Annotated in this window: 7 protein-coding genes; all 7 read left to right on the top strand. The window is 48.8% G+C overall.

Annotated features, from left to right (window positions below):
- Positions 1–128 precede the first annotated feature (128 nt).
- Positions 129–833: an EAL domain-containing protein gene (locus tag AAA952_RS09420; protein WP_131524978.1), complete on the top strand. Its 705-nt coding sequence runs from the start codon at positions 129–131 to the stop codon at positions 831–833.
- 185 nt (positions 834–1018) lie between these two features.
- Positions 1019–1930: an AAA family ATPase gene (locus AAA952_RS09415; protein WP_028760026.1), complete on the top strand. Its 912-nt coding sequence runs from the start codon at positions 1019–1021 to the stop codon at positions 1928–1930.
- A gap of 71 nt (positions 1931–2001) precedes the next feature.
- A complete protein-coding gene (locus tag AAA952_RS09410; protein WP_338256408.1) occupies positions 2002–3108 on the top strand; it encodes a DUF58 domain-containing protein in 1107 nt (368 codons plus the stop codon).
- Positions 3105–5276 (top strand): transglutaminase TgpA family protein, encoded by a 2172-nt coding sequence (locus AAA952_RS09405; protein WP_338256406.1) that lies wholly within the window; start codon positions 3105–3107, stop codon positions 5274–5276. The genes AAA952_RS09410 and AAA952_RS09405 overlap by 4 nt, the downstream gene beginning before the upstream one ends.
- 155 nt (positions 5277–5431) lie before the next feature.
- Positions 5432–9232, top strand: a complete 3801-nt coding sequence (recC, locus tag AAA952_RS09400; RefSeq protein ID WP_338256404.1) for an exodeoxyribonuclease V subunit gamma — start codon at positions 5432–5434, stop codon at positions 9230–9232.
- Positions 9229–13017 (top strand): exodeoxyribonuclease V subunit beta, encoded by a 3789-nt coding sequence (gene recB, locus AAA952_RS09395; RefSeq protein WP_338256402.1) that lies wholly within the window; start codon positions 9229–9231, stop codon positions 13015–13017. The genes recC and recB overlap by 4 nt, the downstream gene beginning before the upstream one ends.
- Positions 13014–15212, top strand: a complete 2199-nt coding sequence (recD, locus tag AAA952_RS09390; protein WP_338256400.1) for an exodeoxyribonuclease V subunit alpha — start codon at positions 13014–13016, stop codon at positions 15210–15212. Before recB ends, recD begins: the two co-directional genes overlap by 4 nt.
- Positions 15213–15276: the final 64 nt, after the last annotated feature.

Below are 15276 nucleotides of genomic sequence, written 5' to 3'. Positions count from 1 at the left end.
TAAATTCAAATAATTAGCAAAGCGAATAATTATTCAGCAATCACGCCGTTTTATCGAAAACTTGTTTGCACTGAAGGGCGTTAAATGCGAATAATTAGTATTAAAGCATTAAGAATCCCATTACACCCATGATTAACCTTAGTTCGTTAACCCTTAGCTGCGAATACCAACCCTTTGTCAATCCTCATACTTTAGCCATCGACGGCTATGAAGCCTTAGCGCGTTTTTACTTGCCTAATGGTGATGCGGTTGCACCTAATATTGTGTTCGAGCAGTTGCATGAATCCACAGAAATACTCGCTGCAGTTGAATATCAAGCCAAGGCATTTCAACTCATCCATGCGCCGAGTCAGCAGCGAATTTTTATCAATGTTGATCCCCACGCCGTCGATGGACCACATACCGCCAAGCTCATTCGTTTACTGTCCCACTATGAACGAGTCACGGTCGAGATCATCGAAAACACCTGCATTAACGATGCCCAGCTGGCCAGTCAATTATTCACTCAATTTAAACAAGCTAAGATACATGTGGCGCTGGATGATATTGGTGCGCCCCACTCCATGCTCAGTGTCGATCTGATGATGAACGTGGATTATCTTAAATTTGACCGTCATTGGTTAACGCACATAACACACCCAGAGGGAGCCCAATTATTAATTGCATTGGTCAACTTTGCCAAAAAGACTCACAAACAATGCATTTTAGAAGGCATAGAAACTGAAGCTCACTTAGCCTTTGCGCGCGATATCGGTGTCGACTTTGTCCAAGGCTTTTTGTTTAAATCCTGGTTTATTCGCCCCACCAGCAGCCAAGTACTGTGCCTTACGTAAGATCAGGCTAAAACGATTTACATTCGCGCCACCAGCCCACTAAAGACCAAACCTAATGCTGTCGAGTAATTGATTTAGCACTAGAAATGCCACTGGATATACAGGCGATGATCCGCCATAGTGATAACGCACATCAGCTTGCAAATGCACCTTAAGCACACTTCCAAATGTATTAGGAGTCGCCCGTGGCACAATCTGGGATCAGCGAATTACTACAACAACTCGAACAAGTATTGCTGGGCAAGCCTAGGCAAATTCGTCTCGCTTTAGCCTGTATTCTCGCCCGTGGGCACCTGTTGATTGAAGACTTACCCGGTATGGGTAAAACCAGTATTTCCCATGGTATAGCCCAAAGCTTAGGTTTGAGCTATCAGCGGATCCAATTCACCAGTGACATGCTGCCTGCCGACATTCTCGGCGTATCGATTTTTGATAAACATCAAGCACAATTTATCTTTCATCCTGGACCAATTTTTAAGCAGATGATTTTGGCCGATGAAATTAATCGCGCCAGCCCTAAGACACAAAGCGCTTTACTCGAAGCGATGGCCGAACAACAAATTTCCGTCGATGGCATCACCCACAGATTGCCCAATCCTTTCTTTGTGATCGCGACTCAAAATCCCACCGATCAATCCGGTACATTTTCGCTACCAGAATCGCAGCTCGACAGATTTATGATGCGTCTGTCTATTGGTTATCCAAGCCACGATGCTGAACTCGCTATGCTTAAGAGCAATCATAACCACTTAACCTTAGATCAATTGCCCCAATGCCTGACACCGATGGCCTTAATGCAACTGCAAGAGCAGTGCGACAAAGTCAGCGCTTCCGATGCCTTACTCAATTATATTCTGGCCTTAGTGAGTTTTTCCCGTAGCCAAAGTGACAGCGTGGGGTTATCACCGCGTGCCACCAAAGCGCTATTACAAGCGGCTAAGGCATGGGCCTTTTTAGAAGGTCGACATTATTTAGTCCCAGAAGATGTGCAAGCGGTATTTTGTTGTGTAGCGGAGCATAGACTCAGAACCAGTAGCCAATTACAGGGTGAAGCCCTATCTGAGCGAATTCTCGCCAGCGTTAACCCTATTATGTAGCAAGATACTGTAATGAGGAGATATCGCTAAAGTATGCAGTTAACCCATTAAACTAAGGAAATAACTCAGAAGTGAAACGACTGATACTCCCGACTTTCATTCCGACGTTAGTCCCGATTTGGCAACGTTGGTTAGCAAGACGCTTGCCACCGAGTCCCGAAATAACCTTAAGCCATCGCAGCATTTTTATTCTGCCGAGCGGTTTTGGGTTAGTTTGGCTCGGTCTGGTTTTACTTTTATATCTATTCGGCACTAACTATCAAAATAACTTAGTCATTGGCCTCAGCATCTTACTCCTAAGCCTCTTTAATACCTGCATTCTATACAGTTACAAAAATCTGGCCGGCTTACATGTACGGGCCACGACGCCGCCCGAAGTCTATGCGGGCGAAACCTTAACTTTTCCAGTCCTTATCAACACTCACCATAGTGGCCATAACATACAACTTAACTATCCGCATAATCGCACTTATACGGTGCAGAACGTCGGCACAGATGAACAACAAGCACTCGTGCCCTTCGAATATCATCAGCGGGGTCAAGTGTCACCGGGTCGGCTCAAAATTGAATCCTTCTATCCCTTAGGGCTTTGCCGCGCGTGGTCACATGTGGATTTAGCCATTAGTCACTTAGTCTTTGCCCAGCCGATTGAAGCGCCGCTACAGCTTGAGGCTGATCATACCCAGTCGGAGCAAGATCCCCTGTTACTCGCGGGTAAACATGTGTCGGGGATTGATGAGTTTAAAGGCCTTAAACCCCATGTGCTCGGCGAATCCCTCAAGCAAGTGGCATGGAAACAATGGGCACAGGGTCGCGGCATGCTGACTAAAGAATTCCAGCAGCCTCAAGGTGATCCCGTCTGGTTAAGGCTCAGACCCGATGCCAAACGCCTCGAAACCCAATTGGGTCAGTTAAGCTGGCAAGTCAATAAACTCACGCAACTTGAGCAGTATTTTGGCTTACATCTGCAAAACCCCATGGGAGACGATGTGCTGATCGCGCCCGCGATAGGCAATCACCATAGGATCGCCTGTCAAAAAGCCATTGCCTTATATCCACAATTAGCGCCTTCAACGGCGAAGCCCCCATATCAGTCATCAGCCGCTAATCACCCACAAAAAACGAATCAAGCTCCCCGCAAGCAGCATCATATCCCTACTTCGAGGGAGCAAGTATGAAGTTAGCGGCCAATAGCACGACACCGCAAATCGGCGACAATATTAGCCGCCAGACACTTTTTTGGTTATTGATCACCAATATTGCGGTATTAAGCCCACTATTTGATAAAACCACGCCTTGGACTTTGGGCATTTGCGCTATCTGTTTGCTGTGGCGTGTGGGGATTTATGTCGGCAAAGTGGCAAAGCCGCCGCGTTTTCTGGTGACCAGTCTTGCGATCGGCGCCGCAACCACACTGGCACTCGTCTCAAAGGAAATCGGCTTACTCAATGCGCTAGTGAATCTGCTGCTGTTAGGTTATGCCTTAAAATACATTGAAATGCGTAATCAAAGGGATGTGCGCGTTGTCGTCCTCGCGGGCTATTTTATTATCGCGCTGACCTTTATCGACCATCAATCCCTGCTTAATACCGCGCACTTGCTCGTGGTGACACTGATCAATACCTGCGTGCTCGTGACTTTGTATCAAGATAAGCAATCCTTAAAACACACGGCTTGGATCGGTGGCAAATTTTTACTCCAGAGCCTTCCCCTCGCGCTGCTGTTATTTTTAGTGTTACCGCGTCTTGCACCGCTCTGGTTAGTGCCCAACATGAAAGAAGCCCAAACGGGCTTGTCCGATAGTCTGGCGATTGGTGATATAGGTAAGCTTACCCGTTCGACTGAACTTGCCTTTAGGGCGAGTTTTACCAATGCAACGCCCATTAATGCCGAGTTATATTGGCGCGCCCTCGTGATGGAGAACTATGATGGTGTCACTTGGCGCCAAGAAGCGGGGATTAAACAGTTGCAAAATGATGCGCTGCTATTTCCGCCCTCACGGCCCAGCCCAGCATTGATGGTCAATAATCCTGATCCCATGAGTGATCCCATGAGCAATAGACCTGCTCTGATAAGCAGTGAAGATCAAGAGATCGCATTAAGTAAGCAAGATAAGCATAGTATTCGTTATCAAGTGATTGCTGAGCCGAGCCACCAGCCGTGGTTATTTGGTCTCGATGTGGCCTATAGCCAAGATGATAGTGTGGTCAATATGCCCGATTATCGGCTGTTAGCGCTGCGCAATGTCGATCAGCGAATGAGTTATCAAGTAGAGTCTTGGCCCAAGGCGAAGATGGATCTCAGGCTCTCGGCGCGGCAAAGACAGATTAATCTCGCGCTGCCGAGTAACAGTAATCCACGCACTTTAACGTTAGCTGAGCAGTTTAAGACTCAGTATCCCGCGCCTAAGCCACGACTATGGGCCATGATGGGCCACTTTAATAGTGAGCCTTTTTTCTACACTCTCACGCCGCCTCCCCTTGGGCCGCAGCAAGTGGATGATTTCTTATTTGAAAACAAAGCCGGTTTTTGCGTGCACTATGCCGCTGCCTTCATTTTTATGGCGCGGGCCACAGGTTTACCCGCACGTATGGTCACAGGCTATCAGGGGGGAGAATATAATCCGCAAGCGGGTTACTACAGTGTGCATCAATATATGGCCCACGCATGGGCAGAAGTCTGGCTTGAAGATGAAGGTTGGGTGCGTTTCGACCCCACCGCTATGGTGGCGCCCAATCGTATCGAGCAAGGATTCGACGCCCAGTTTGATCCAGAGCAGAGTTACCTGCAGGAAAGCCCTTTTAGTAGCTTACGATTTAAATCCATGCCTTGGCTCAATGAGTTAAGACAACGTTTTGCCAGCATAGATTATTACTGGAGCGTGTGGGTACTGGGTTTTAACCAAGAGAAACAGAATCAAGTGCTCAGCGGCATCTTAGGCGATGTGACTCACACTAAAATCGCGGTATTTATGGGGCTCTGTATCAGCCTTATCGTGCTCTATATCGCCTACAGTGCGGGCTTATTACATTTTAGAGTTCAAGGCGATCCTATTAGCACTCGTTATCAACAGATCTGTAATCGTCTTGCACACCACGGCATTAAGCGCAAAGACAGTGATGGACCAAATCAATTTGCGCAGCAGATTATTGAGCAATACCAACACAGTGCACCAAAGCTTTGCACGCTGTTCCAAACTTTGACACAAAGTTATGTGGCGCTGAAGTATCAAGATTTACCGGCTAAAGACTATCAAGCGCATTTAACCGCATTTAAAGCGGCGGCGAAGCAACTCAACTGGTTATTGCTCAGAGCCAAAGTGAAAGATAAGTTCACGCTAGCCTAGCATTCGTCAACTCAGCTTTAACTGACGATACATCATCGGAGCAAGCAGCAATAAACACCTAAAATTGCGGGTTAATTCCACAGAAGCTGCAATAGTGTTGAATCTTATAAATCAAACACATAGAATTGTTTTATTGTCACCATGCCGAGTTGCACATGCTAAAGTTAATCCAGTCCAATCAGATGGAAGTGCTCTGCGCCCATTTAGCCGCTTACCTGACCCAACCCCTTGCTTTTGCACGTCTACTGAGTAACGAGCATATTCTGGTACAGAGTCCCGGCATGTCGACTTGGCTACGCCTCGAAATCGCCAAACAAAATGGAATTGCCGCCGCATTGGAATTCCCGCTGCCATCGAGCTTTACCTGGCAGTTGTGCCATGACTTATTGCCCGATGTGCCCAAAGACAACGCCTTCACTAAGGCAGCGATGACGTGGAAGCTGATGCAACTCTTACCGCGCATGTTGCAAAATGACGCCTTTGGGCCGTTGAGACACTATCTAAGTCATCAGCAATCCAGCACAAATGCCGCCGACACGAATGAACATCTCAACACCAGTGATATGACGGCTGACGATATTAAGCTGTACCAACTCTGTGGCCGGATTGCCGATATCTTCGACCAATACTTAGTGTATCGCCCCGATTGGATTTTAGCGTGGGAGCAAAACGAGCATCCCGAATCACTCACCAAGCCGCTGAATGAAGACCAACGCTGGCAACCCATTTTATGGCGCGCACTCATTGCCTTTAATCGTGATGAGCTTAATCAAAGCCATTACCACAGGGCCAACCTGCACAGTGACTTAATTGCCGCGCTGAATAACCCCGACACGTCACTCGCCAAATTGCCACAACGCCTATTTGTGTTTGGCATTTCCTCGATGGCGCCGCAAACCCTTGAAGTGCTTTACCATCTGGCAGGCCGTATCGATGTGATCGTGCTAGGCTTAAGTCCGTGTCAGCACTATTGGGGTGACATTGTTGATCCCCGTAATCGAGCCCGCATGGCGGTGCAATATGCGGGTAAACGCCAATTAGCCGAACTGTGGGAAGATAAACTAGAAGTGGGTAACCCGCTGCTTGCCAATAACGGCAAGATGGGCCGTGAATTACTCGATATGCTGCTTGAGCTCCCCGCCGAACACTGCGACTTTGGCGATGATGTGTATTGTGAGCCCTGTGACGATCCCAACTCGCCACACAGTCATGCCAGCATGCTCCACGGCGTGCAATACGATATTTTAGAGATGCAAACCTTAGACAGAGTGCTAGGGCCAGATGCCGAGCTGTACCAAAATGTCGAGAACAGACGCCTACTAAAGCGCGACGATGAATCCATTCGAGTCAAGAGTTGTCACAGCCCACTGCGGGAAGTCGAAACACTGCACGATCACTTGCTTGAGTTACTCAGCAATAATGTCGACCTGACACCCAAAGACATAGTGGTCATGATGCCCGATGTCGCCGCCTACGCCCCCTATATCGATGCAGTCTTCTCGGCGAAGCAAGGCCTGCATTACATTCCCTACGCCATTGCCGACCGCGGTGCAGCGCAGGAATCACCGCTCATTAATAGCTTTTTAAATTTACTTGGGATTAATCAAAGTCGTTTTGGTCTGACCGACATTTTGAGCATACTCGAAGTGCCCGCCATTTTGCGCCGTTTCCAGCTCGATGACGATGAATTGCAACTGATCCGCCGCTGGTTAGATGAAGCGGGCGTGCGCTGGGGTCGCGATGAACAAAGCCGCCTTAAACAAGGTGTGCCAGCGTTTGAGCAAAACTCCTGGGCCTTTGGTATTAAAAGGCTGATTTTAGGTTACGCCTTGAGTGACGATGCGCCGCTCTACCAAGACCATCTTGTCGTCACTGGCATCGAAGGCCAATCGGCGCAGGCGTTAGGTAAGCTACTCAATTTTATTGAAGTGCTCGATGAAACGGCGCAAATACTCGCCCAGCCACAAGTGGGCGCCCTGCGTTTAGCGGAATTAACTGAGCTACTAGATGCCTTCTACGACACCGATGAAGACGAGCGCGAACAATTACAGGAAATCCGCGATGCCATTGCCGCCCTAGAGCAAGAGTTACTGTCAGCGGGCAGGCCCTTGGATACAAGAACGTTGGATACAAACCCGTTAGCGCCGCTAGCCCAAGAGAACATAAGCGGACTGAGCCTCAGTATTGAAGTGCTGCAACAGTGGTTTAATCAACGCTTAACCGAATCTCGGGTCGGCCAGCGTTATCTTGCGGGGAGCGTGAACTTTTGTACCTTAATGCCGATGCGCTCGATTCCTTTTAAGGTCGTGTGTTTACTCGGTATGAATGATGGGGTTTATCCTAGGGTTCAACATCCCGTTGGCTTTGATTTAATGGCGCATTTCGGTGCCCGTAAAGGCGATCGCTCCCGCCGCCTCGATGACAGATATTTGTTTTTAGAAGCCTTATTATCGGCGCGGGAACAACTGTATATCAGCTATATTGGCCGCAGCGAACGGGATAACTCTGAGCGTATCGCCTCTATGCTCGTCTCTGAGCTGATTGAATATTGTCAGCTGTGCTATTTACCTGAAGCCCTATTGATTCAATCGCAAAACGCTGCAAGCGTAATTGAACCTGAGGATGCCGAAAAAGCCCTCTATAACGCGATTGTCAGCCACCAGCCACTGCAACCCTTTGATCCCAAGTTGTATCAAGCCACAGTAAAAAATGATGGCGAAGATAGCTCAAACATAGATGGCTCAAGCATAAGTAAAAATGAGTCAGGCATAGGCCAAAGTTACAGCCTGCAATGGTGTCCGCCCAATACGGACACTGCGGGCACACATGCGGGCCGCTTTATCGGCGCGCAAACTCGCATCATGCTCGAAGCGGAGGAACAAGACTCAGTGCCAGATACAGAGGCACAGCCCGCTTCTGTGCACGAACAACAGCAAAGCAAGCAAGTGGATGTGTCTGCCCTGATCCGTTTCTTTCGAAATCCGGCGCAGTACTTCTTCAACCGTACGTTAAAAGTCGATCTCAGCCTTAATATTCAGGCTGATGATAATGACGAGCCCTTTAGCTTGAATGCCCTAGAGCGCTATATGTTACAGGCCAAGTTACTCGACGATGCCATAGGCCAAGGCCTAACTGAGCCTGATATCGAGCTGATTAAACGCCTCAAAGCCAGTGGCACTTTGCCCATGCAGCCCTTCGATGATTTGCTACTGCGCCAATATCAGCATGATATTAAACCTTTGATTGGCAGAACCTTGTGCCTCAATGGAGAACAAGCCAGCAGTCACGCCGATATTAAACTCGTGTTTGACTTGCCCATTACGGCGGGTAAATCCCAGCAAGTGTTACTGCAAGGTCGTATCGATGACATCAGCCCTAAGGGGTTAGTCAATTATCGCCCTGGTAGCGCACACGGTCGCGATGTGCTGAGGTTGTACCTTCGCCACCTGTGTTTAATGGCAATGGGCCACACACATGCAAGCTATCTACTCGACATGGGGCACTTCCACGCCTTGGCTCCAATCACTGCTGAGCGCGCCCATGCGTTACTGGCCGATTTGTTGGTGTTGTTTTACCAAGGCCAACAACACCCACTGTGTTTTATGCCGCGCACGTCACTGGCCTACGTCAGTTGCGAGGGTGAGCACGATGAGCGTTTGCAGCAAGCGTTACCCGAATGGTTAGATGAGCAGAGTCAATTGGGTGAAGGGAACGAACCCCATTACCAGCGATTATTCAGTTTCCCGCGGGATTTCTCTGAGAATAGCTTTGGCGCATTAGCCGAGCGCATCTATCGCCCTATGGTGAGTTTATATCTCAAAGACACGCTGGCTCAGCTTGAGGAATTTGCGCTCAACGATGGCATGAGCCAAGGCCCTGCTAATGAACACGCGACTGACACACAAGCTCTCGCACCACATTTGAACCGCAATAGCGCACAGGGAGAGCAAGCATGAGTGAACAGATGCCGTTGAACACGCAAGCCTTACATTCAGCACCACAAGCGCTTGATCCTCTCACTCTGCCCTTTGGCGGTAGTCGTCTTATTGAGGCCAGCGCTGGTACAGGTAAAACTTACACGATTTCAGGTCTTTACTTACGCTTATTGCTTGGTGATGGCATTCCTGCGCCGCTCACCTGCGAACAAATTCTCGTAGTAACTTTCACCAATGCGGCCACCGAAGAGCTAAGGGATCGTATTCGCCGCCGTATTCAAGTCGCCTTTAAGTGCTTCTTAGGGCTAACGATTGCCGACCCCTTTGTGCAAGCGCTGTATGACAACACTCCAGAGAGTGATCGCGCTATTGCCTTGAGACGGTTCGATCTCGCCCTTAAATCCCTCGATGAAGCAGCAATTTTTACCATTCACGGTTTCTGTCAGCGAATTTTATCGGATCTCGCCTTTGAGTCTTCCTTGCTGTTCGAATCGGACTTTACCTTGGACGACAGCGAATTTTTGCACCATGCCGTGCGGGATTTTTGGCGTGAGGCCTGTTATCCGCTACCCGATTACTTAGCGCAAATCATTGCCAAGGAATTTGGCGAGCCCGATGGTTTAGTCAAACAGTTGCGACCGCTCCTTGGCGCCAGTCAAGCAAAGCCTCTGAAACCCGCGCTTAAGTTTGATGCCTTAGCCCTGTCACTACGCCAAAGTTTAGAGCGCTTTAAATTAGCTTGGCCAAGGGGACGCGATGGCTTATTGGCATTGCTGCACAGTTTGCCACTCAACGGCACCCGCTTTGGCAAAGCAACGGATAAGTACCCCAAGCTAGCCGCCATGTTCGATGCACTAGATAACTGGCTCGCCTTCGGTCATGGGTTGCCGCCACTGAAAGAATTAGAAGCCTTGTCCTTGTCTGAGTTAAAACTCAACAAGGGCGGCGTGCTCCCAAGTGTGAGCGAAGCACCGCTGATGGATCATATGGAGCAACTCGCCATATTGATTGCCGCCATTAAACCGGCATTTTTGTATAGTGCGAAACTTGGCATAAGCGAGCGATTTGCCCAGCAAAAACAACAAAAAAATGTGCTGACCCCAGATGACTTACTCACGACATTAGCGAGCGCGTTAAACGCCAATAATGAAACCTTGCCCAAAGCCGTGGCAACACGTTTTCCCGTCGCGCTTATTGATGAATTCCAAGATACCGATCCGCTGCAATTTGCGATTTTCTCAGGCATCTACCAAGACCGCTACTCGTTTGAACAGCAAGGCAAAAACGATACAGAAAATAAGCTCAGCCTGTTGATGATTGGCGATCCTAAGCAAGCCATTTATGCCTTCCGTGGTGCCGATATCCATACCTACATTGAGGCCCGTCATCATACGCAGGCGCACTATCATCTGGATACCAACTACCGCTCAAGCGCAAACATGGTCGCTGGGGTTAACCATCTGTTTAGCCAGCATCACGATCCGTTTATCAGTCAATCGATCCCCTTTGATAGCGTGAAAACGCCCAGCAGTGCTAAAGGGAAAATCCTCATTGAAAAAACCGCCAATCCTGCCGCCTTAAGATTAAGACTCTTAAGCGAAAGCGCAGAAAACGGCCTCAACAAAACCACGGCAAGACACTTGCTCGCAGAAGACGCGGCGGCACAAATTACCCATTTACTGACAGATGCAGCCAATGGCGAATGCCACAGCCCGAAAGGGCCTTTGATCGCCAAAGACATCGCAATCTTAGTGCGGGATCGCAACGAAGCCGCAGTGATGAAAACTGCATTAAGTAAACGCCACATAGGCGCAGTATTTTTAAGTCGCGACAGTGTGTTCGATACCCTTGAAGCGCGGGAAATGGCGTTAATTTTGCGATCTCTGGCGAACCCTAAGGATGAGCGGGCACTGCGCAGCGCCCTAGCCACGGCATTATTAGGTTATAGCGCCGAGCAAATTCATGCCTTTAACCAAGATGAAGAGCACAGACAGCTGTTATTAGAGCAGTTTTTTAACTTACACCAAGTGTGGCAAAAACGCGGCATCATGCCCGCGCTATTAAGCCTTGCCAATAGCACTAAGTTGATTGACCGTTTACTGCACACCGCCAGTGTAGAGGTAGATGCTCAAGAGCAAGATGCCACAAACGGTGAGCGTCGCCTGACGGATTTTCGCCACCTTGCCGAGCTATTACAACAAAAGGCCACCGAACTTGATGGTATGAGTGCCCTGCTCAATTGGTATGAACAGCAACTGATTGATAACACAGGCACCGATGAACAGCAGCTGCGCCTTGAAAGCGAGCAGAATCTGGTGCAGATCGTCACTATCCATAAGAGTAAGGGTCTTGAGTATCCCGTATGTTTTGTGCCCTTTGTCAGCCTAGCCCGCGACAATCGCCGCCGCCCTACGCCTATGCTGTACCACAGAACTAACGATGCAGGTGAGCAAGAGCTAGTGTGGGATATCGAAGGCACGGATGACGGTTGGGAGCGCGCAAAACAAGAAACCTTGGCCGAGGACTTGCGCCTTTTGTATGTGGCGCTCACTCGCCCTGTGTATTTGTGTTACTTGTATATCACCAACCACAGTCGTCAGCTTAAAAATGGTCTTAAAAGTCAGCTACATGAAACCGCTATCGGCTATCTATTGGGCATAGGCGACTCAGAATGTGACTTTGCCCGTATCTGCAATGCTGCGCAGCAGCTCGCTCAAAATGTGGAAGCCATAAGTATTGATAAGGTGCCCGATGACATAGACGAGCGGCCATTGCCCTCAAGCCAAGACATAGCGCAAATACTGAGCGCGAAAACCTTAACCCGCCAATACAGCACGCCGTGGCGAGTCGGCAGTTATTCAGGTCTCGTTAAAAATACCAGCCATGGAAAAGCCGCGCCGGGCGCCGATGATGAAATATTAGGTACGCTTGAATATACGGCTGTGCAAACACTCTCTATTCCTGATGAGGCAAGTCATGATCTGCAGGATGACATGCTCAATCGCTTTAACTTTGAACGCGGCGCCAATGCCGGTAGCTTTATGCATTTAGTGCTAGAAGAGATTGATTTTACGCAGGCAGAAATCGACTTACCGCTGCAATTGCCTAAAGCCATGCTGCAATACGGTATCGCGCCCGAATGGCAAAAAGTATTACATACTTGGTATTTGGATGTGCTGCATGCACCGCTCGGCGCTATGCCGCACGCCTTAGAGTCGCAAGTCACGGGGCATGTAAGCGCCGTCAAACCTGCTCATCCAGATCTGTGCTTAGCCAAATTATCGCCGCAGAATACCTTAGTCGAAATGGAGTTTTATTTACCCTTAAGCGAACTTAAAGATACTGAGCTCAATGCGCTACTGCAGCAGTTTGGCTATGAGTCGACACTTAAGTTTGATGATCTCAAGGGCATGCTCAAAGGCTTTATCGATTTAACCTTTGAATACCAAGGTCAATATTATATCGCCGACTATAAGTCGAATCATTTAGGCGACAACATCAATGCCTATCATCAGAGCGCGCTGCAAAGCGCAATAACCGATCACAGGTACGATTTGCAGTACATTCTCTATTCATTGGCGCTACACAGGTATTTGAGTTTACGCCTGCCAAGTTATGACTACGACAGCCACATAGGCGGTTGTTATTACTTGTTCTTACGGGGAATGTCGGCTCAATATCCCGGCTATGGTATTTATTACGACAAGCCGCCGAAGGCACTTATTCTCGCGCTAGATTCACTTTTTAATGACAATTTATTTCACAGCAGATTGGCTCGTGCAATCGATACAGGAGTCACGGCATGATGCGCTCAACCCAAGGGCTAAATGCACATTCACTCACAGCCGCGAAATGGATAGACCATGGCGCAATTCAGCTTACAGCGCCGCTGCCAGAGCTGTTAAAACAGTGGGAGCAAGAACGACTGCTCACACCGCTCGATCGGCATTTCGCACTCGAAATGAGTCACTTGCATCCAAGCGACAGCCAACAGCCCTTGTTTATTTTGCTGTGTGCGCTATTAAGCCAGCAATTATCTTCACAGCACAGCTGCCTAGTACTCGCCCATATTGTGCCACTCAATCCCATGGCCGAGCAAAATAGCCATTGTAAAATCACCTTAAGCCTAGAAGCGCTCACAGAGACTTTGCAAAGCTTTGATGCCGTCGGCCAAGCGGGCAGTAACAAACCGCTTATTTTTGATAATGGCAGACTCTATTTACAACGTTATCATCAATTTGAAACCTCAGTGGCCGCTGCTTTAATCCGCCTATCAGGCAGCGTATCTAAGCACTCTGAAGACGCAAGCCACCAAAAGCAACCGCAAATCGCTAAGTTGAGGTCACTGTTAGATCAACTGTTCCCTGCCAATGTGAGCGCGACCCATGCACTCACTACCAATGTACTCACTAACAGTGAAGACACAGCACCCATTGATTGGCAAAAGGTCGCAACGGCCACAGCGCTGGGTAAAAAACTGTCAGTGATCACTGGCGGCCCAGGTACGGGTAAAACCACCACTGTAACTAAACTTTTGTTATTGCTACAAATGGAATCACAGCAGGAAATCCGTTTAGTCGCGCCAACCGGAAAAGCGGCGGCTCGCTTAAGCGAATCAATCAAAGCCTCAAAAGCGCGTCTGGCGAAGGAACTCAGCGCCCATGCTGATGTTGTTGATGATGGAGCTCTCAATAGAAATAGCCAAGACTTTTTAACGGCTCTGGGACGTATTCCAGAGGAAGCTTCAACCTTACACAGACTGCTTGGGGTGATCCCAAATTCGCCGCACTTTCGCCACCATCAAGGTAATCCGCTTAGGCTCGACTTATTAATTGTCGACGAAGCCTCTATGGTCGATTTGCCCATGATGTACAAGCTGCTGAGCGCATTGCCCGAGCACGCTAGTTTGATTTTACTCGGCGATCAAGACCAACTCGCCTCGGTTGAGGCGGGCGCTGTGCTCGCCGATATTTGTGCGGGCCTTAAAATACCAGTAGATCCCAATAACCTTGCTCAGAACAACATAGCGTCAAACAGCCCTGCTCTGTGGCAAATGCGCTATTCCAAGGAACAAGCCGAGCGTCTGAGTGCTTTAACGGGTTTTGAGTTAACGCCCTATATCAGCGACGCCCCTAAGCTTGGCGATAGCTTATGTATGCTAATGCACAGCCACAGATTTAAAGGCGATGCAGGGATTGGACTGCTTGCGAGCGCCGTCAATCGCGCAGATCTTCAAGGTATTTTGCAGGTATGGCAACAGGGACCTGCAGAATTGAGCTGGTTAGAACACAGTATGGTCGTAAGCCAAACCCAAGCCAAAGTGAGCGAGTCTGCTAATAATATGGGACTCAATTCACTTCTGGAGCAAGCCTGCCAGCAATATGGCACTTATCTCAGCGCCTTGAATAGCGATACGAGTAATAGTGATTTAAGCAAGCATCCAAGCACAGCTGACATCATTGAACGCTTTAACCAGTACCGTATTCTATGTGCTATGCGCTCGGGCGATTATGGGGTTGAAGGTATTAATCAATTTGTGACTCAAGCACTGGCCAATGCCAAACTGATTAAACCGCTACAGGAGTTTTATCTGGGTCGACCCATTATCATCCAAAGCAATGACTATAACTTAGGCCTGTTTAACGGTGATATCGGATTGATTTTGCAGGATGAAGATAAACCCGAACGTTTAATGGCGCACTTTATCAAGGCCGATGGCAGCCTGTTAAAAGTCTTGCCAGCCCGTTTGCCCAGCCATGAAACCTGTTATGCCATGACAGTACACAAGAGCCAAGGCAGCGAATTTAGCCGTGTGGCCTTAGTATTGCCGCCGAGCCCCAGCCTAGCCCAATGGCAACTGCTGACCAAAGAATTGGTCTACACCGCCATCACCCGCGCTAAAGTCCACTTTACCTGCTTAGGCACCCAGCACGTATTCGAGCGGGCCAGTAGCCAAGCAACCCAACGCGCATCGGGTCTTGCCGACCGCCTTTGGGGGTGAATGAAGCTTTGTGGTCAATGGGGAACACTTTAGGAACTACATTTTAAGATATGACTTTTAGATT

Source organism: Shewanella sp. M-Br, from assembly GCF_036245925.1.
Taxonomy (GTDB): domain Bacteria; phylum Pseudomonadota; class Gammaproteobacteria; order Enterobacterales; family Shewanellaceae; genus Shewanella; species Shewanella oncorhynchi.
The sequence above is the reverse complement of the archived record's forward strand: the minus strand, read 5'-3'. Positions and strand labels throughout refer to the sequence as shown.

Bases quoted from the DNA above. Each gene is read 5' to 3' on its own strand.
- AAA952_RS09420 (WP_131524978.1), top strand. From the start codon at position 129: ATGATTAACCTTAGTTCGTTAACCCTTAGCTGCGAATACCAACCCTTT.
- AAA952_RS09405 (WP_338256406.1), top strand. From the start codon at position 3,105: ATGAAGTTAGCGGCCAATAGCACGACACCGCAAATCGGCGACAATATT.
- recC (WP_338256404.1), top strand. From the start codon at position 5,432: ATGCTAAAGTTAATCCAGTCCAATCAGATGGAAGTGCTCTGCGCCCAT.
- recB (WP_338256402.1), top strand. From the start codon at position 9,229: ATGAGTGAACAGATGCCGTTGAACACGCAAGCCTTACATTCAGCACCA.
- recD (WP_338256400.1), top strand. From the start codon at position 13,014: ATGATGCGCTCAACCCAAGGGCTAAATGCACATTCACTCACAGCCGCG.